General features: G+C 61.5%; 19 protein-coding genes. 5 read left to right on the forward strand and 14 right to left on the reverse strand.

Annotated features, from left to right (window positions below):
• The 3 genes from OUZ52_RS11130 to OUZ52_RS11140 form a co-directional block, all read right to left on the reverse strand.
• The coding region (locus OUZ52_RS11130; protein ID WP_266158462.1) for a cation:proton antiporter at positions 1-1,318 on the reverse strand (1,318 nt) is incomplete at its 3' end.
• Positions 1,319-1,634: 316 nt separating this feature from the next.
• Entirely contained in the window at positions 1,635-3,134 is a 1,500-nt protein-coding gene (locus OUZ52_RS11135; protein WP_266158463.1) for a YifB family Mg chelatase-like AAA ATPase, read from the reverse strand.
• A 154-nt stretch (positions 3,135-3,288) separates the two neighbouring features.
• Positions 3,289-3,546, reverse strand: coding sequence for an accessory factor UbiK family protein (locus tag OUZ52_RS11140; protein ID WP_266158464.1), 258 nt, complete (start codon positions 3,544-3,546; stop codon positions 3,289-3,291).
• 389 nt (positions 3,547-3,935) lie between these two features.
• Between OUZ52_RS11140 and glnK the strand changes: the two genes are divergently transcribed.
• Positions 3,936-4,274 (forward strand): P-II family nitrogen regulator, encoded by a 339-nt coding sequence (gene glnK / locus OUZ52_RS11145; protein ID WP_114844870.1) that lies wholly within the window; start codon positions 3,936-3,938, stop codon positions 4,272-4,274.
• A 7-nt stretch (positions 4,275-4,281) separates the two neighbouring features.
• Here the strand turns inward: glnK and OUZ52_RS11150 are convergent, their stop codons facing one another.
• Entirely contained in the window at positions 4,282-4,824 is a 543-nt protein-coding gene (locus tag OUZ52_RS11150; RefSeq protein ID WP_266158465.1) for a CcdC protein domain-containing protein, read from the reverse strand.
• A 112-nt stretch (positions 4,825-4,936) separates the two neighbouring features.
• Positions 4,937-5,680, reverse strand: coding sequence for a 2,3-diphosphoglycerate-dependent phosphoglycerate mutase (gene gpmA / locus OUZ52_RS11155; RefSeq protein WP_266158466.1), 744 nt, complete (start codon positions 5,678-5,680; stop codon positions 4,937-4,939).
• A 140-nt stretch (positions 5,681-5,820) separates the two neighbouring features.
• Between gpmA and OUZ52_RS11160 the strand changes: the two genes are divergently transcribed.
• Positions 5,821-6,486: a DUF4097 family beta strand repeat-containing protein gene (locus OUZ52_RS11160; RefSeq protein ID WP_266158467.1), complete on the forward strand. Its 666-nt coding sequence runs from the start codon at positions 5,821-5,823 to the stop codon at positions 6,484-6,486.
• A 67-nt stretch (positions 6,487-6,553) separates the two neighbouring features.
• Here the strand turns inward: OUZ52_RS11160 and hemF are convergent, their stop codons facing one another.
• Positions 6,554-7,456: an oxygen-dependent coproporphyrinogen oxidase gene (gene hemF / locus OUZ52_RS11165; RefSeq protein WP_266158468.1), complete on the reverse strand. Its 903-nt coding sequence runs from the start codon at positions 7,454-7,456 to the stop codon at positions 6,554-6,556.
• Positions 7,457-7,701: 245 nt separating this feature from the next.
• Here hemF and OUZ52_RS11170 point away from each other — a divergent pair, with 245 nt between their 5' ends.
• A complete protein-coding gene (locus OUZ52_RS11170; protein ID WP_266158469.1) occupies positions 7,702-8,463 on the forward strand; it encodes a glycosyltransferase family 2 protein in 762 nt (253 codons plus the stop codon).
• 59 nt (positions 8,464-8,522) lie between these two features.
• Here OUZ52_RS11170 and OUZ52_RS11175 read toward each other — a convergent pair whose 3' ends face one another.
• The 5 genes from OUZ52_RS11175 to OUZ52_RS11195 form a co-directional block, all read right to left on the reverse strand.
• Positions 8,523-9,029, reverse strand: coding sequence for a hypothetical protein (locus OUZ52_RS11175; RefSeq protein WP_266158470.1), 507 nt, complete (start codon positions 9,027-9,029; stop codon positions 8,523-8,525).
• 89 nt (positions 9,030-9,118) lie between these two features.
• Complete coding sequence (locus OUZ52_RS11180) at positions 9,119-9,565, reverse strand: hotdog family protein (RefSeq protein ID WP_266158471.1); 447 nt, start codon at positions 9,563-9,565, stop codon at positions 9,119-9,121.
• 7 nt (positions 9,566-9,572) lie between these two features.
• Positions 9,573-10,544 carry a lysophospholipid acyltransferase family protein gene (locus tag OUZ52_RS11185; protein ID WP_266158472.1) on the reverse strand — a complete coding sequence of 324 codons (972 nt, stop codon included), beginning with the start codon at positions 10,542-10,544 and terminating at the stop codon, positions 9,573-9,575.
• Positions 10,541-10,855, reverse strand: coding sequence for an ApeI family dehydratase (locus OUZ52_RS11190; protein ID WP_266158473.1), 315 nt, complete (start codon positions 10,853-10,855; stop codon positions 10,541-10,543). Before OUZ52_RS11190 ends, OUZ52_RS11185 begins: the two co-directional genes overlap by 4 nt.
• 16 nt (positions 10,856-10,871) lie before the next feature.
• The gene (locus OUZ52_RS11195) at positions 10,872-11,141 is read right to left on the reverse strand and encodes a phosphopantetheine-binding protein (protein ID WP_266158474.1); all 270 of its coding nucleotides are present in this window, start codon (positions 11,139-11,141) and stop codon (positions 10,872-10,874) included.
• Between the two features lie 137 nt (positions 11,142-11,278).
• Here OUZ52_RS11195 and OUZ52_RS11200 point away from each other — a divergent pair, with 137 nt between their 5' ends.
• On the forward strand, positions 11,279-12,250 hold the full coding sequence (locus OUZ52_RS11200; protein ID WP_425493833.1) for a chorismate transformation FkbO/Hyg5 family protein: 972 nt from the start codon (positions 11,279-11,281) through the stop codon (positions 12,248-12,250).
• 6 nt (positions 12,251-12,256) lie between these two features.
• On the opposite strand, the gene OUZ52_RS11205 is transcribed toward OUZ52_RS11200, so the two are convergent.
• From OUZ52_RS11205 to OUZ52_RS11215, 3 genes are all read right to left on the reverse strand, one after another.
• On the reverse strand, positions 12,257-13,036 hold the full coding sequence (locus OUZ52_RS11205) for a DUF4850 domain-containing protein (RefSeq protein WP_266158476.1): 780 nt from the start codon (positions 13,034-13,036) through the stop codon (positions 12,257-12,259).
• A 57-nt stretch (positions 13,037-13,093) separates the two neighbouring features.
• Positions 13,094-14,461, reverse strand: coding sequence for a bifunctional UDP-N-acetylglucosamine diphosphorylase/glucosamine-1-phosphate N-acetyltransferase GlmU (glmU, locus tag OUZ52_RS11210; RefSeq protein ID WP_266158478.1), 1,368 nt, complete (start codon positions 14,459-14,461; stop codon positions 13,094-13,096).
• 211 nt (positions 14,462-14,672) lie between these two features.
• Entirely contained in the window at positions 14,673-15,059 is a 387-nt protein-coding gene (locus OUZ52_RS11215) for an HU family DNA-binding protein (protein ID WP_114844882.1), read from the reverse strand.
• Between the two features lie 351 nt (positions 15,060-15,410).
• On the opposite strand from OUZ52_RS11215, the gene OUZ52_RS11220 reads away from it, so the two are divergent.
• Complete coding sequence (locus OUZ52_RS11220; protein ID WP_266158479.1) at positions 15,411-17,117, forward strand: ShlB/FhaC/HecB family hemolysin secretion/activation protein; 1,707 nt, start codon at positions 15,411-15,413, stop codon at positions 17,115-17,117.
• The last annotated feature ends 102 nt before the right edge of the window (positions 17,118-17,219 follow it).

Below are 17,219 nucleotides of genomic sequence, written 5' to 3' on the forward strand. Positions count from 1 at the left end.
TCAGCCCCTCCATGCGTGCGCGGCGTACACCATCCCAGTCGTCGTCCGCCAACATCACGCGAAAGCCGGCATCGACCAGCGCCCGGGAAATCGCCCGCGCGACGATATCGGAGCCAAACACCAGGACACCGTTGGTCTCTGGCTCAGCCACTTTCAGCCAACGCGCCAATGGCCGCGCGGTCGCGCTCTGCAAAACCACGGTGCCGATGATAAGAATGAACACCAAAGGCACCAACGCATCGCCACCTGGCATGCCTAGATGTTCCAGGCGCAAAGCAAACAAGGCCGATACCGATGCCGCCACGATGCCGCGCGGTGCGACCCAGGCAATCAAGGCGCGCTCACGCCAGGTCAGCGAACTGCCAACGCTGGAAATCGCCACCGTCACAGGTCGTACGATTAGTTGAGCGGCAAGGAAAATCACCATGCCGGCCCACAGCATGCCTTGCGGTAGCGGCCATTGCAGCCGTGCGGCAAGCAGAATAAACAACGTCGATACCAGCAACGTGGTGAGGTTTTCTTTGAAATCCAGAATGTCGTCGACGTGGATGCCACGCATATTGCCCAGCGCGATGCCCATGATGGTTACCGCCAACAAACCGGATTCGTGGGTGATGGCGTTGGACACACTAAAGGCCAGCAGCACCGCGGTCATGGTGCCGTAGTTCTGCAGGTATTCGGGGATTAACTGCCGGCGCAGCAAAAAAGCCAGCGCCCACGCCATCAGTGCGCCAATGACCGTGCCGCAAGCGATGGTGGCCAAAAAAATGCCGATGGTGTGCCCTTCCTGGTGCGACACGATGGCTTCATAGACCAGCACCGCAAACAACGCGCCCAGCGGGTCGATCACGATACCTTCCCAGCGCAAGGTGTTGGCGATGCGCGCATTCGGCCGCACTGTGCGAAGCATCGGGGCGATCACGGTGGGTCCGGTAACGCAGGTCAGTGCGCCAAACAGCAACGCAAGCTCCCAGTTGAGCCCGGCGATGTAATGTGCGGCTACCGCCAGCATCAGTACAGCGACCACGGCGCCATAACTGACCAGTCCGCGTACCGCTTTGCCGATACCGGGCAATTCGTGAAGACGCAGACTCAGGCTACCTTCGAACAGAATCAGCGCTACCGATAACGAGACGACCGGAAACAACAAGTTGCCGAGAAGTTGATCGGGTTTCAGCACGCCGGCGACGGGTCCCAGCACGATGCCGGCCAGCAATAAGAACAAGATCGCCGGCAGCTTGACCCGCCAGGCCAGCCATTGCGCCAGAAAGCCGATGGTCAGCATGCAGGCAAGCATCAGGCCGAGTTCGAGGGTCATTGGCAATCCTTGGCGCCGCATCGGGGCGCGCTGTGATCAAGACGCATAGGCCGGCGGCCTAGTCGGTCCGCATCCAGCATCTCGGATACAACAGCTATCCGTCCACAGGACAATTCTGAAAAACAGATGGAACCGTACAGGGGAGGATGCCAGGCCCCGGTATCGGACGGGGGAGGGAGGGGAGCCGATACCGGGGTGGCGGGGGCTGAGCTCAATAGAGAACTAGCCGGTGCAGATAATAGACTTCCCTCGAGGGAAGTCAATACTGGTCAGTACAAAAAAGCTGGTACGGCATGCCTAAGCGCTTGGCTGGAAACTAAAACCGCCGGTATTGCAGTGCTTCGGCCAGATGCGTGCGATCGAGCACGGCGGCGCCGCCATCGAGATCGGCAATGGTGCGGGCCACGCGCAAGGTGCGGTGATAGGCCCGCGCCGAAAGATTCAGGCGTTCTAAAGCGGCGTTGAACCATTGCCGTTCTGCCGGCCCTAGGGCGCAATCGCGTTCCAGTTCACGCGTGCTGATTTCCGCGTTGGGCCGCCCCGCCCGCATCAAAGCGTGTTGCCGTGCCTTCATGACCCGCGCCCTGACGGTGGCGGAATCTTCGTCGTAGATGCTGCGTGGCGTACCTAAATCGGCGACAGGCACACGCGGTACCTCGACGCTTAAATCGATGCGATCCAACAGCGGGCCTGAGATACGCGAGCGGTAACGTTGTCGCTGATCGGGGGTGCACTGGCAGCGCTCGCCTGAATCGCCGGCATACCCGCAAGGGCATGGGTTCATCGCCGCAACCAGCTGGAACTGTGCGGGGAAGGTCGATTGGCGGGTGGCTCGTGAAATGACGATGCGGCCCGATTCCAGCGGCTCCCGCAGCACATCCAGCGCGTGTCGGCTGTGCTCTGGCAGCTCGTCCAGAAACAGTACGCCGTTATGCGCCAGCGAGATTTCGCCCGGGCGAGGGTTGGAGCCGCCGCCGACCAGGGCCACGGCCGATGCCGTGTGATGCGGCGCGCGAAAGGGCCGTCGCCGCCAATGCTTTGGATCGACCGGCTGGCCGGTGACCGACAAAATGGCGCAGGTTTCCAGCGCCTCGGATTCGGTCAGCGGCGGCAAGATGCCGGGCAGTCGTTCGGCCAACATCGTCTTGCCGGTACCCGGTGGTCCTACCAGCAACAGATGGTGGCCGCCGGTGGCGGTGATCTCCAAGGCACGCCGCGCCTGCAGCTGACCACGCACATCGATCAAGTCCGGGCCATGGTAGGTGTCCACCGGCACGCTGGAAGCGTCTGGCGGAGCCAGCTCTTGCGCGCCGCGCAGCCAGCCGCAAACCTCGGCAAGCGTGTCGGCTACGCGCACATCGACATCGGAGATCAGCGCGGCTTCGGCCGCGTTGGCACGGGGAACGACTACCCGCCGTCCGCGCGCGCGGGCACGCAACAAGGCCGGAAGTACCCCGGAAACCCCGCGTAAAGCACCGGAAAGCGCCAGTTCGCCTAGAAATTCGCAATCATCCAGTTTTTCGCGCGGTACCTGCCCGCCCGCGGCGAGAATGCCCAGGGCAATGGCCAGGTCGAAGCGACCGCCATCCTTGGGCAATTCAGCTGGGGCCAGATTCACGGTAACCCGGCGATTGGGATATTCGAAGGCCGTGTTTTGAATTGCCACCCGCACCCGGTCACGTGCTTCACGCACGGCAGCTTCGGGCAGGCCGACGATATTCGTTCCCGGCAAGCCGCCGGAAAGATGCACCTCGACCATGACCTGCGGTGCGGCGACTCCCTCTTGTGCGCGGCTGAGGGTGACGGCCAGGCTCATCGTGTTGCCGGCAAGGCACAGGCGTTATGAGCGTCGCTGGCCTGCTTGAACATGGCGACTCCATTTGCCGTGCAAAAAAACAGCCGCCCCCTGACTGTTCTCGGGGTGTGAGGGTGACGAATCAGGGGGACGGCTCCCGGGTTGTGGGCGAGTGCTAAGCCCCGTGGGGAGCCGCACCGGCCTCAAGATCTGCAACGCGTCGCTCTAGTTCCTCTACTTTGGCGCGCGTACGCGCCAGAAGCTGGCTTTGAACGTCAAATTCTTCGCGCGTGACTAGGTCAAGGCGGCGCAATCCTTGTGCCAGGACATCGTGAAAGTTGGCTCGCAAATCCTGTTGCGCTTGTACCAGTCCTGGTGGAACCAACGAAACCAGCCGTTGGGCTAGTTGATCGATATTCTGTCTATCCATCATGGATAGCACCTCGAGCTTGTCGAATTGAAGTGTAGGAGAGTGTTTAAAGGCGCCGCCATCGGATAACTCCACCAAAAGATGTAGGGATTCTCCTACAAGGCTGAAAAGCGGGCGAGCGTCACACTTTGCGTGGCGAGGCGTTTGGGGCGGCCTGTTTGCGGCTCGAAGCTTGCTTTCAAAGCGCCCGCAATCGTTGCGGTGACTCAGTTTCAAGCCTACAGAACGCACTCATGGCTCGCCTGAGGACGCTGTCACAGAGTCGTAGGTCGGCGTGAATATCTGCGTTTACTCGCCACGATAAGAGCAGGCTGTGGCCGACAAGGACTACATGGGCTATGAGGTCAGGCTCCGATAAGGGCAAAATGCACGCCTAACGACGAGGAATACCCATGAAGCTGGTGGTAGCAGTCATCAAGCCCTTCAAGCTGGACGATGTGCGCGAGGCACTGGCCGAGGTTGGCGTGCAAGGCATCACAGTGACTGAGGTCAAGGGGTTTGGTCGCCAGAAGGGGCATACCGAGTTGTATCGCGGCGCCGAGTATGTGGTCGACTTTCTACCCAAGATCAAGCTGGAAGTCGCCGTCGCCGACGATCAGTTGGAGCGGGTAGTGGACGCGATCCAGAATGCGGCCCGCACTGGCAAGATCGGCGACGGCAAGATCTTTGTCAGCACGTTGGAGCAGGTCATCCGGATCCGCACCGGTGAGTTGGATAACGACGCGTTGTAACGCGGCCTCAGGCCGCGCTCGGTGGCAGCGGCAGCGCTTGTGCGCGTTCGAATCGGCGGTGATGAATCATCAGCCCGATGTAATAGACGACGTAATAGCCAATCGTCAGGCCAAAGACCAGTAAGGTAAGCGGGCTATTGCCAAAGGCCGGTGCCGACTGCGCGGCGGCAGAATCCTGCATCGACGGCATCATTACCAGAAAGCGCCAAATCAACCGGCTGACCAGCAATACGGTCAGGGCGCCGCCAATCCATGGATTAGGGATATAGGCATCCGCGCCGTTGGCATCGCGTTCAAAGCGAGTCAGGCGCACGCCGATAAGCCCCAGCACCGAACCGCCAGCGACGCCACCGAGCAAGGCCTCCAATAAATGGATGTCTTGCAGGCCGGCAAGTGCGCTCATGCCACCGAGGACACTGAGAATGACGATGCGCGTCATCATCCGTTTGCGGCGGATTGGCTGCGGGCCGAAATGGCTGCGCATCCGGCGCCAGATGACATAGGCCATCAATGGAATCATCGCCATCGGCGCAATCAGGTGGGGCGTCATGAGCTAACTCGTCTTCGTAAGGAGTAGGTGCAGGCTAACTGCAGCATAGGGTTATTACGATTGACGCAGCTAAGCAGTTGCGGTTGACAGTCGTCACCCGCAACTGGAGGGATTACTTGGCTTTGCCCTGGTTGGCCACGGCCGCCATCTTGGCCTCGATGGCAGCGGCATCGCCCAGGTAGTAGCGGCGCAGTGGCTTGAGCTCGTCGTCAAACTCATACACTAGCGGCACGCCATTGGGGATATTCAGCTCGACGATATCGTCGTCTGAAATGCCATCGAGATACTTCACCAGCGCGCGCAGCGAATTGCCGTGGGCGGCAACGACACTGCGCTGGCCCGAGCGAATCGCCGGTGCCAGTAGCTCGTGCCAATAAGCAACGACACGCACCACGGTGTCCTTCAAGCATTCGGTATCGGGAATGTCTTTGGGATCGAGGGCGGCATAGCGCGGGTCATGCACAGATTCGTTGGTGGCACGATCCAGCGGCGGTGGTGGAATGTCATAGCTGCGGCGCCACACTTTCACCTGATCATCGCCGTACTTGGCCGCCGTCTCGGCTTTATTGAGCCCGGTGAGCGCACCGTAATGGCGCTCGTTGAGGCGCCAGTCGGTGAGCACCGGGATCCACATCAGATCCATCGTGTCCTGCACATGCCACAACGTGCGCACCGCGCGTTTAAGCATCGAGGTATGCGCAATGTCGAAGCTGTAGCCCGCCTCTTGCAGCAAGCGGCCCGCTTCCTGAGCTTCAGCGATACCTTGCGTGGTGAGGTCAACGTCGGCCCAGCCGCTAAAGCGGTTGTCCAGGTTCCATTGGGATTGGCCGTGACGGATCAATACGAGCTTATGCATGGCGAGGATCTGGTTGCGTGAAAAGCGAGATGGTGAAGCGCCGCCGGGAGTCCGTCAAATCGACCGTGCCACAGGTCATGCTAAACCCGGGGCGATCCGGCGGCATCCTATAGCCACTCAACACCCGCTGGAGTTCGTTTATGCGTCATACCTTGCTTGTTCTTGCCCTCGTGCCGGCTCTCATGCTGCCCCTGGCTGCCGTTGCACATGGTTTTAGCGATACCGACAAGATCAACGGCGCCGTGCGTGTCGAAGCCGGTCAACAGGCAGGTGATGTCAGTACCGTCAATGGCGGTGTGCATATCGGCGATGGCGCGGTGATACAGAAAGCCAGCACGGTGAACGGCGTGGTCGATCTGGGGGATAAGGTCCAGGCCCGCGAGATCGACACGGTCAATGGTGCGATTACCGTCGGTTCCAGCAGTCATGTCAGCGGCACGATCGAAGCCGTCAACGGCGCCATTCACCTGGGCAAGAACGCCGACGTAACGGGCAAGACCAGCAACGTCAACGGCGTGATTAGCCTGGATGGCGCCCATGTCGGCGGTGGCCTTGAGACGGTCAGTGGCGACATTCTGGTCGGTGCCAATTCGCGGGTCGAAGGTGGAATCCTGGTCGACAAACCCGGCGGCATGTTCAATTTCAACTCCAATAACCGCAAACCGCGTGTAGTGATCGGTCCGCACACCGTAGTGCAGGGCACGCTGGAGTTCCGCCGTGAGGTGGTGCTGCAGGTCAGCAGCAGTGCGCAGATCGGCCAGGTGATAGGTGCCACGCCGATCAGCTTCAGTGGCGATCAGCCCTGAGTCTGAAACGCCCCTGACTCGCTATCGCGAGTCAGGGGCAACTTGGGTGACGCTGAAAGTGCGCGCGTTACACCCAGTCGCGCGGATGCAGATAATCGGCCAGCCGCGCTTCGGCAGAGCCGGCTTCGGGCTGGTAAGCGTATTCAAAACGCACCCGTGGCGGCAGGCTCATCAGGATCGATTCGGTGCGGCCGCCGGACTGCAGGCCAAAGAGCGTGCCGCGGTCATAGACCAGGTTGAATTCGACATAGCGGCCGCGTCGATACAGCTGGAACTCCCGCTCGCGTTCGCCAAAAGGCGTGTCTTTTCGGCGCTCCACAATGGGTAGGTAGGCGTCGAGAAAACCTTGGCCCACCGCCTGAGTGAATGCAAAACACGAGTCGAAACCGCCTTCGCTGAGATCGTCATAAAACAAACCGCCGACGCCGCGCGTTTCGCCGCGATGCTTCAGATAAAAATACTCGTCGCACCATTTTTTATAACGCGAATAGACGTCCGTACCGAAGGGTCTGCACAGATCATGTGCGGTCTTGTGCCAGTGCGCCACATCCTCGTCAAAGGGATAGAACGGAGTCAGGTCAAAACCGCCACCGAACCACCACGCCGGTTCCATCCCCGGCTTGCTGGTTTCGAAATAGCGCACATTGGCATGGGTCGTCGGCAGATACGGGTTATGCGGATGCAGCACCAGCGAAACGCCGGTGGCGACAAAGCTGCCCCCGGCCAACTCAGGGCGGTGCGCCGTGGCGCTGGGCGGCAATTGGCTGCCGTGCACCAGCGAAAAATTGACCCCGGCCTGCTCGAATACGTTGCCGCCGCGCAACACGCGAGTACGGCCACCGCCGCCGGCGGGACGGACCCAGGCATCCTCCTCGAAACGCGCCGAGCCATCGACCGCTTCAACCGCCGTGCAGATACGGTCTTGCAGTTCACGCAGGAAGTTTTCGACTCGCTCGACTTGCTGACTCATGGCAATTCATCCTCGGTTTAACGCTTCAATGACTAACGTTTTGCTTCGCGTAGCGAGCTTAGCAAGCCCTGGAGCCGTGTCGCTGCGGCGCGGCGTCGCGCCGATCCAACCGGAGTAGCCGACTGGGCCCAGAGAACCCGACTAGGCAAGCCGGTGGCCTCTCGCTAGGCTCGCGCCATGACTGTCATGGAATGGTCACTATCGCTTTACGGCCTGAATCCCATCATGCAAACCGAGAATTCAATTTGAATGCTCCCCAGGCACGTTGGTGCGTATTAATTCCGTGTCTTAACGAAGAGGCCGCCATCCAGGGCGTGGTGGAATCGGTCTTGGCCTTGGGTGTGCCCGTCATCGTGATCGACGACGGCTCCGATGACCGCACCCCGGAGATCGTCGGCAGCCTGCCGGTGACCTTGCTCAGACATGCTCAGCGCAGCGGTAAAGGCGAGGCTTTGCGCCGTGGTTTTCGCGAAGCGCTGCGGCAAGGCTATGACGCGGTGCTGACTATGGACGGCGATGGCCAGCACCTGGCTGCCGACATTCCGCGCAGTGTCGAAGCGGCCCGGTGTTATCCCCAGCATATGGTGATCGGCGCTCGCTTGCTCGATCGTGCGCAGCAGCCCAAGGGACGCAGGCGTGCGAACGCGGTCGCCGATTGGGGTATTTCCGTGGCCTGCGCCCAGCCGATCGCCGACACCCAGAGCGGACAACGCTGGTACCCGCGTGCGGCTTTGGATCTGGTGGAGCTGCCGGCCGAGAATTTCGTCTTTGAGGCCGCGATTCTGATCGCCGCGTCGCGCGAAAAGGGCCTTGGCGTGGTCTCGGTGCCGATCGCTTCACGCTATGAAGGCGAGTTCCGCCACAGCCACTTCAGCCCGGTGCGCGATGTCACCCGCATCACCGTTTATACCGTGGGGCGGGCGCTTCATTATGGTCATTTCTGGGCCAGCTATCGCCGCTCGCGCAGGGCTCCGCTGATTTTCGGCGACCTCGCAACGCACTCCTGACGATGTGTCAGCAAACCACGCTGTCGCTTTACACGACAGCGTTGCCAGCGATTGCTGGATTATTCGAGATCGCCCAACTGGGCATCCATCTTCGGCGCAGCCAGCCACTTGGCGATGTCTTCGCCGAGCTCATTGGCGGTGCGTTCAAGTACGGAGCAATTGCCTTTGAAGCCGGCAAACGCGCCGCCCATCGAGTTGCGCCGCCCTTTGAAGCTGCCCACCGCCTGTCCGTCCTGGTAAAGCTTGCCCTTTACCGACATCGACTTGTGGTGGCCGAGGAATGAATTGCCTTCCGAGACCACGTTGGTGATTTCCATCACCAGCACCCGGCCAGGGTGGTTGCTGTCGGCCTGCGCGGCGAATGACGTCTTGATGTTGGTATCGCGGCCGTGCTCGGCGATGGCATCGGGCAGCTTCTCGTCCAGTTTGCATTCGCGTTTGACGGCGCCTGGAATATCCGCGTCTTCATTGAACGGTACCGGGCGCTGAATCAGTATCGAGTCATCGGCATAGGCCGACTGCCAGACACCAAGCATCACGATGGATGCCAGTAAAAACTTACGCATGTTTTCCCCGTCCCTTGATGGAATAACGGAGTGCCTTGAACGTGCTGTGGCAACTTCCGGCGGCGAGTATGCCGCAAACGGGGGACGAATCAGATAGGGGCGGTGGGGCGCGAATACATCGCCGCGGTTCGCCCGTGAGCCAGCAATCGGCCGTCGTGTTCAACCCGAAACGCGTACTGCGAGCCACTGTCGTCGCTGTAAAGGCATTCGGTATGGACATCCAAATGCCCGTGCAACGAATCAATGTATTCTTCGGCCAGGACCACGTCGCGCAAGCTGACCAATTGACCGTGGCGTACGGTTTCTATGCCTTGCGATCTTGCCAACAAAGCGCCGTGCACTGCCATCGCCTGCGCTCCGTATTCGGCCAGATGCACGGCGTGCAAGCCGCGTTCACCGCGCAAGGGGTGATCGGCATGCGTGTGATGGGTACTGATGGCGTGAATGGTCGTTGCATCCCACGTTACGACCGCATCGAGCAGGCACATCGCGCCGGCATGAGGAATCAAATGCGCCCAATCGGCCCTGACCAGCATGATGGCCTCAGGAAGACCGTTCGCGCGAAAGCATCATATTGATCGGCTCTGGCTCAACCCGATGAACCGTGGCGCGATGAGCGGGGTCTTGCCAGAAATCGTAGAAATTGAACCAGTTATACGGCGCTGCACGAATGTAATGTTCGATCCGTTGCGCATAGCGGCTAAGCAGCATGTCGAGCGCCGGCGCCCGATCATGCCGGGGAACATCCACGCGATCGGCAAAGGGTTCGAACACCAGCTTGTAGCGATTGCCACCCAGGTAGATACCAAAACAAAGCACCACCGGCACCTGCAATGCATGCGCCAGCAACCATGGGCTGACCGGAAACGGTGCCGGTTTGTCGAGCAGGTCGGCATGGCGTAGCACCTCATGTTCGCGGCCGCGATCCGCCAGCATGGCAACCATGGCGCCTTGTTCACAGGCCTCGGCGATGGCCAGAGTGATCGACGCGCCGTCGCGCGAAGCATCGATGACGCCAGCTCCCACATCCGGTGCCAAAGCTTCAAGAAGCTCCGTCATGGCCGGGGTTTTCTGCTTATCCAACAACACCCGCAAGCGTTGCTCGGGGCAGCGTGCACTCAAGGCACGCAATGCCTCAAAACTGCCTTGATGGGAACCGAACAGCAGCACGCCGCGGCCCAGCACAAGGCGTTGCTCGAGCAACTCCAGCCCTTCGGTTTCAATCGCAAAGGCCTGCTCGCCGTGCGCCAACAGAAAAATACGATCCAGCGTGGTGGCGGCGTAGCAGTGGATGTGTTTCATCACTTGCCACGGCGTGGCTGGGCGGCCAAACACACGCTGCAAATATTCTTGCGATGCCCTTCTTTCGGGCTGGCGGCGCAGATAAAAATACAGCGTAATGGGGTACAGCAGCAGCCGTCCTACCCCGCGTCCGCCATACAGGGCAATGGCGCGAATCAGCCAGAGCGCAAAACGTCCGCCGCCTTCCGGGCGGTTTCGCCAATGTCCGCTCATGGCTGCGCTTCGACGATGCCGCGCGCCAGCTTGGCGCCATCGCGGAGAATTTCAAAATGGATGCGCCCCTGGCTTGCCGGATGACGGGTTTGCGTCAACGTCAACTGGGCCTGTTGCGCCGGCCATAACGGCGCCATGAATTTGGCCTCGAGCACCGCGGTCAGCCGCAAGCCGCGCCACGCGCGCAAGGCCACGGCAACCTGCTCCAGCATCAGCACGCCCGGTACCAACGGATGGCCGGGAAAGTGCCCAGGCAGACTCGGGTGATCCGCCGCGATACAAAGCGGCGCACTGTAATGGGACGTGTTCATGGTATGGCGATACCGCTCAGCTGGTGCGGTGCTGTTCAATGTAGACGGATAGTGCACGCAGACTGCTGAATATCTGTCGATTGTCCGCATGATCCGAGCGCAGCTGAAAGCCGTAGCGCTTGGTCACCGCAAGGGCGATTTCCAGGGCGTCGATGGAATCCAGGCCCAAGTCACTGCCGAACAACGGCATATCGACGTCGATCTGTTCGGGCGTGACCGTTTCCAGATTCAGAGCTTTCACGATAAGCGTTGCCAGCTCGTGTTGTGCGGCGGTCTGTTCAGCCATGCGTGTCCCGATACTTCGACATTCAGAAGAGCCTGTAACCGGCCCTATGCCCTCCCCCCGGCGGTGCAGGGCGCGGAGTGTAACATGGGCCTCCTGTTGATCCTGGCTGGCTATGTATGGTTAAAAGCTGTGAAGACATGCTGAATGCCCCCGCCTTTCGCCCGGCGCCGCGCGTGTCCTATCGCCACGTCGATGCCGATGTGGCCTTGAGCGAAGCTGGGACCCTGGCGGTTTTCAGTTTTGGCGCAGGTGCCGAATCCAGTGACGATCCGCGCTGCCTGCGGGTGGATCTGGAATGTTTCGACGCACCCGCCCCACTGGAAATCTGGCAGGTGGACGCAGCGGTTGATCACGGCAGCGAAGGCGCGCTGCACTGGTCGGCGGGCGCGGGCTGGCTGTTTGCTGCCCTCACCCTGGATGAGCGCGAACACGGCGGTATTCGCGACACCGCGGCATGGGCCTATCGGCAGCTGCGTGACTTTATCGGCCGCCGCAACGAGCGGCATGTGCTGCGCATCTGGAATTACCTCGGGGCAATCAATCGCGGCGAAGACGATGCCGAACGTTACAAACAATTCTGCGATGGCCGTGCGGCTGGCGCGGGTGATTTTTTTGCCGACGGTTTTCCCGCCGCCACGGCGATTGGCCATCACGCCGCAGAGCATCGCTTGCAAATCTATCTGCTGGCCTGCGACCAACCCGGCCAGCGAGTGGAAAACCCCCGGCAGGTCAGCTCTTGGCATTACCCGCGGCAGTACGGCCGCACGTCGCCTGGTTTTGCCCGTGCCATGGCCTTGCCCGAGCGCGATGTATTGGCTATTTCCGGCACCGCCGCGGTGGTAGGGCATGCCTCGGCGCATCGGGACGATCTGGATGCGCAGCTCGAAGAAACCTTGACCAATCTAGAGGCGCTATTGCGCCATGCCGATATGGCGGCCGGCTTCGATACCCATTCGCCGCTCAAGGCCTATGTGCGTCATCCCGCCGATGCACCGCGCGTGCGCGAATTTTTGCGCCAGCGCCTTCCCGGTGTTCCGGTGCTGCAACTGCACGGCGATGTGTGCCGCAGCGAGCTGTTGATTGAACTGGACGGTTGGCGCTACGCCTGAGCGGTTTCAGTGCGCGGCGCAGCTGGGCTGGGTGCTGCGATAACGGGTAATCAGGAATTGGGTCAGTGCCGTCTGGCTGGCGGGCAAGGCGGCATACATCGCCGCCAAGCTCGGATCGCCTTGTTGATCCAGAACCATCACCGCCTGCACGGTGGGTGATTTCGACGGCTGATAAGTCAGGCGCGCGGTGCAGCGATCAGGGTGGCTCAGGCTATCGGGCTGAGGCGATAGTGTCGGCTTGGGCGTCGAGGTGCCCAGCAGCCCATCGAGTTGCTTGTGCGCATCCGGAAAAATGCCTTCGGCCGCGCGGTACATGCAGCCCAGGCAGGCGGGTATTTCTTCCAGCGTCAACCAGCCATCGGCTGCCCCGGTGGGGGCGATGAAGTTGAAGATCGCATTGCCATCCTCACCGACGATGGCGCGCTGTACCCGCCAGCCACGTGGAATGATGATCCAGCCGACGGCGTTGGTATGCACTAGCGCGATCTGGTTGCGCAGCGCAGCCGGAATCGCCGGCTGCAAGGCGGGCAAGTTGGCGTTGGGTTCCTCCCAGTCGCCTTCGGCATCATTCAAATCGATGCGCCACGACGGAATGTCAGTCAGCAGCTGCCCCGAAGCATCTTTGGGGTGGATGGCTGTCAGCCGGTAATCGCGTCCTTCGGTAGAGCTGTATCGACTTGGCGCGCCGGCCAGTTGGTGAACATGGTCGGCGGCGGTGGTCGGTGCCGCGTGCAGGCCGATAGCGACCAGCCACCCGGCAAAGGCAAGCCAGGGGCTTGGTTTCATCCATGTCTCTGCGCGATGCATGCGGCGGGTCCGGAGGCGAAAGAGTGTGACGGCGGATTATTTTTTGACCGGGCGTTGCCAGCCAGGCAAGGTCGCCTGGCGGCCGCGAGCGATGGTGAGCTCGCCCTCCGGCGCATCGCTGGTAATCACCGAGCCGGCACCGATGGTAGCCCGCGCGCCGATGCTTACCGGCGCGACCAGGGAGCTGTTGGAGCCGATGAAGGCGCCATCGCCAATCTGCGTCAGGTGTTTGTTCACCCCGTCGTAGTTGCAGGTAATGGTGCCGGCGCCGATATTCACCTGGCGTCCGATATCGGTATCGCCGAGATAACTCAGGTGATTGGCCTTGCTGCCTGCGCCGAGCCGGGCTTTTTTGGTCTCGACGAAGTTGCCGATATGTACACCGGCATCCAGTTCGGTGCCCGGGCGCAGCCGCGCAAATGGACCGATAGTGCATGCTCCATGCGTTACCACGCCTTCCAGGTCGCAGTGCGCCAGCACCACGGTGCCGGCGGCGAGCTGCACATTTTTCAGTCGGGTGAATGGGCCGATGCGCACATCCTCACCGAGTTGCACCTGGCCTTCGAGAATCACGTCGATGTCGATTTCGACATCGCGCCCCACCTCGACCTGCCCGCGTATGTCCAGCCGCATGGGGTCGGCCAGCCGCACGCCTGCCAGCATCAGGTTGCGGGCGGCGCGTTGCCGGTACTGGGCCTCCAGCTCGGCCAGTTGCAAAGGGTTATTGACGCCTGCGGTTTCAACCGGGTCGGCGCACTCGATATTCAATGCCGCGCGGTTCTCCGCGGCGGCCATCGCGAAAATGTCGGTGAGGTAGTACTCGCCCTGGGCGTTGTTGCGATCGATCCGGGCGATCCAGCGCTTTAGCGCGGCCGCTTCGCCGGCCAGAATGCCGGTGTTGATGAGGTTGATCGCGCGCTGGCTGTCGCTGGCGTCTTTCTCCTCGACCACGGCCTGCACCAAGCCGTGACTGTCGCATAACACGCGACCATAGCCGTGTGGGTCGGCCGGCCGAGTGGTCAACAAATTCAGGTTGTTGCCGGCGCTTACCAGCCGGCGCAGGGTATCGGCCTGGGTTAACGGCACATCGCCATACAGCACCAGTACCTGGGCTGCATCGGGCACCTCGCGCAGGGCTTGATCCACGGCATGACCGGTGCCCAGTTGCTGGGCCTGCAAGACCCAATGCAGGTCGGCCTGGCCGGCGAATGCCTGTTGTACTTGCTCGCCGTTGTGGCCGTACACCACGTGTATGGCCTGTGGCTGCAGGGCGCGGGCGGTCTCCAGCACATGCGCAAGCAGGGAGCGGCCGGCCAATGGCATCAACACCTTGGCCAGTTTTGACTTCATGCGCTTGCCTTCACCAGCGGCAAGGACGATGACGTGAAGAGCGGGGTTATTCATGACGAAGTGCGCGGCCATGTCGGGGCGGCGAGCATAACAGCCCACGCGTATTGCCTCGCCGCGCGATCGCTGGAATGTGATGGCGTTGCTAGTGCCGCAAAGGTGTATGGCCTGAGCGGGCGCTAAGCACAAAGAGCGGGCGCATAACGCAAAAACGCTGGCTCGAGGCCAGCGTTTTTGCAGTCTTTAATCAAGACTTGCGGTGCGCCTATCAGGCTGCCGCGTCTTTCAGCTTCTTCAGCGGGCGAACCTTGACCTTCACCGAGGCAGGCTTGGCAGCGAACCACTGCTCTTCCTTGGTGAACGGGTTGATGCCTTTGCGCTTGGGCTTGGCCGGCACGCTGATGGCAGAGATCTTCAACAGGCCCGGCAGGGTGAACGAGCCAGCGCCTTTCTTGTGAACGGAACCCGCCACGGCACCTTCCAGTGCTGCCAGAACCGCACGTACGTCCTTGGCCACCACATTGCTCACCTCAGCGAGGTGGGCGACCAGGCCGGACTTGCTCAACGCCTCTTTGATCGGCTTGTGAGCGACCGGCTTAGCTGCGGTCTTAGGGGCCGCCGTCTTTTTGCTTGCTGCTTTCTGCGTCTTCGCCATGGGTATCCCCGTGCTTGTTGGATGAATTTGGCTGTTATGCCTCTCGGCATGCGCAATGTAGGGCAAGTTTGCGGCGACACCAACTGCCGAAATGCTTTTTGTGCGGGAAAGAGACAGGTTTGGGCAAAATGATTGAGTCATTTTGCCCGGCTGGGCAGGGTGAGAGAGCAATTTTTAGCCAGTTGTAGGTGCACGCCTACAGACGGCAAGGGACTCCGCTGAGGCACTTCGTCAGTGTCGCGACAGCGATCACCAGGAAGGCGTCGGTACAATGCGCTGCAGATTACCCCGCGTTAGCCGATACCAGAGTCTTAGCGGCTTCCAGCCAAGCAGGAACAGGGACAATACCTAGTGATTAACCGGATTTCCGGTCGCCGCAGTGTGCGCGGCGGGCGGCTGTGGCTAACTGTATGGGCCGGTGCGTGGTGGTTGGCATCGAGTACGGCATTCGCGCAAAACGCTGCGAGCGAGCAAGAGCAGCGTGAGCGCGCACAGCGCGAGGCGCAGCAGCGTGAACGATTGCGAGAGGCGCCGGATGTACGCCTGCAACCGGCCCAGGCGAGCGACTACCGGCAAACTACCTTGCCGCAGGAAACGCCTTGTTTTCGCCTGGATTCGTTGAAGCTGGAAGGACCGCGCAGCGAGGCGTTCGGCTTCGTACAGCGCTATCTTGACCGCTACGCAGGGCAATGCGTCGGCCAGCAAGGGCTGGAGTTGATTGCGCATCGCGCCTCGGATCTGATCCTGGCGCAAGGCTATGTGACCACGCGTCTGGTCACGCCCGAGCAAAATCTCGCCCAGGGGCAACTGCGCCTGCTGCTGATTCCCGGCACCGTCGGCGCGGTACGTTTCGCCCCCGGCTCGGCTCGCGCGACCTGGCTTAATGCGCTGCCGCTACGTTCCGGCGATCTGCTCAACCTGCGCGATATCGAGCAGGGCCTGGAGCAGATGAAGCGAGTGCCTTCACAAGATGTGAAGATCGACATTGCCCCTGGCAGCGAACCCGGCAGCTCGGATCTGGTGATCGCGGTGACCCGCGGCAAGCCGTGGCGCATCACCCTCAACCTGGACGACAGCGGCGCCCGCTCCACCGGCCGCGAGCAAGGCGGGGTGAACCTGACGCTGGATCAACCGCTCGGCCTCAACGATCTGCTGGTGGCGGGCGCCAGCCATTCGGTGGGGCGTTATCGCGGCATTCGCGGTACCACCGGTGCCAATTTCAACTACAGCCTGCCTTGGGATAACTGGACTTTCAGCGCCTCTACCAATGGCTATGGCTACCGTCAGCCAGTGACCGGCGCGCTGCAAACCTTCAGTTTTACCGGCCGCTCGCGCACCACCAGCGTCAGCGCTACCCGGCTGGTGCAACGCGATGCCACTAGCAAAACCTCGCTGCAGCTGACCATCGGCGGCCGTCAGGCGCACAGCTACATCGATGGTGTCGAGATCCAGAACCAGCGCCGACAAACACGCTCGGCCGAGCTGGCCTTGCTGCATCGTCGCTACCTGGGCAATGCACAACTGGATCTGCGTCTGGCGCATCGCCGCAATGTGCCGTGGTTCGACGGCGATTGGCGGCCCAGCGAACAGAGTGGCCCGGGCTTTCGCACCGGCATCAGCACGCTCGATGCCAGCCTCAGCTTGCCGTTCCAGGCGATCGGCCAGCGCTGGTTATGGACGTCTGAACTGCGTGCGCAAGCGACCACCGGCCAGGTCTATGCCGAGGACTACATCACCGTCGCCGGCCGCTACACCGTGCGCGGTTTCGACGGTGAATACAGCGTCGGCGGTCGCCACGGTTATTACTGGCGCAACACCGTGAGCTGGCCCATGGGCGACAGTGGCATCGCGCTGTATGGCGGGGTCGACGCCGGCCGTGCCGGCGGCTCGCCCACGCCTGGCTTGAACAGTCACAGCCTCAGCGGTGGCGTGCTCGGTGTGCGTGGTGGCCGCTGGGGCTTGAGCTGGGACTTGTTCGCCGGCTGGGCCTGGCAGGCACCGCAGGGTTTCAAAACCCGTCGCCCGGCTGCCGGCATGCAGTGGGTTTACACGTTCTAGCGCACTGCCTTAGACGAAACGCTGCTCCTCCTGCCCAGAGGGGGCGGTCGGGCGGGGGTTAAGCCTAGCCGCAAGGGCCAACCCCAGCTCAACCATCCCCGC

This window comes from Dyella silvatica (assembly GCF_026283955.1).
Classification (GTDB): Bacteria; Pseudomonadota; Gammaproteobacteria; order Xanthomonadales; family Rhodanobacteraceae; genus Dyella_C; species Dyella_C silvatica.

Bases quoted from the DNA above. Each gene is read 5' to 3' on its own strand.
- OUZ52_RS11135 (WP_266158463.1), bottom strand. From the start codon at position 3,134: ATGAGCCTGGCCGTCACCCTCAGCCGCGCACAAGAGGGAGTCGCCGCA.
- OUZ52_RS11140 (WP_266158464.1), bottom strand. From the start codon at position 3,546: ATGATGGATAGACAGAATATCGATCAACTAGCCCAACGGCTGGTTTCG.
- glnK (WP_114844870.1), top strand. From the start codon at position 3,936: ATGAAGCTGGTGGTAGCAGTCATCAAGCCCTTCAAGCTGGACGATGTG.
- OUZ52_RS11150 (WP_266158465.1), bottom strand. From the start codon at position 4,824: ATGACGCCCCACCTGATTGCGCCGATGGCGATGATTCCATTGATGGCC.
- gpmA (WP_266158466.1), bottom strand. From the start codon at position 5,680: ATGCATAAGCTCGTATTGATCCGTCACGGCCAATCCCAATGGAACCTG.
- OUZ52_RS11160 (WP_266158467.1), top strand. From the start codon at position 5,821: ATGCGTCATACCTTGCTTGTTCTTGCCCTCGTGCCGGCTCTCATGCTG.
- hemF (WP_266158468.1), bottom strand. From the start codon at position 7,456: ATGAGTCAGCAAGTCGAGCGAGTCGAAAACTTCCTGCGTGAACTGCAA.
- OUZ52_RS11175 (WP_266158470.1), bottom strand. From the start codon at position 9,029: ATGCGTAAGTTTTTACTGGCATCCATCGTGATGCTTGGTGTCTGGCAG.
- OUZ52_RS11180 (WP_266158471.1), bottom strand. From the start codon at position 9,565: ATGCTGGTCAGGGCCGATTGGGCGCATTTGATTCCTCATGCCGGCGCG.
- OUZ52_RS11185 (WP_266158472.1), bottom strand. From the start codon at position 10,544: ATGAGCGGACATTGGCGAAACCGCCCGGAAGGCGGCGGACGTTTTGCG.
- OUZ52_RS11190 (WP_266158473.1), bottom strand. From the start codon at position 10,855: ATGAACACGTCCCATTACAGTGCGCCGCTTTGTATCGCGGCGGATCAC.
- OUZ52_RS11195 (WP_266158474.1), bottom strand. From the start codon at position 11,141: ATGGCTGAACAGACCGCCGCACAACACGAGCTGGCAACGCTTATCGTG.
- OUZ52_RS11200 (WP_425493833.1), top strand. From the start codon at position 11,279: ATGCTGAATGCCCCCGCCTTTCGCCCGGCGCCGCGCGTGTCCTATCGC.
- OUZ52_RS11205 (WP_266158476.1), bottom strand. From the start codon at position 13,036: ATGAAACCAAGCCCCTGGCTTGCCTTTGCCGGGTGGCTGGTCGCTATC.
- glmU (WP_266158478.1), bottom strand. From the start codon at position 14,461: ATGAATAACCCCGCTCTTCACGTCATCGTCCTTGCCGCTGGTGAAGGC.
- OUZ52_RS11215 (WP_114844882.1), bottom strand. From the start codon at position 15,059: ATGGCGAAGACGCAGAAAGCAGCAAGCAAAAAGACGGCGGCCCCTAAG.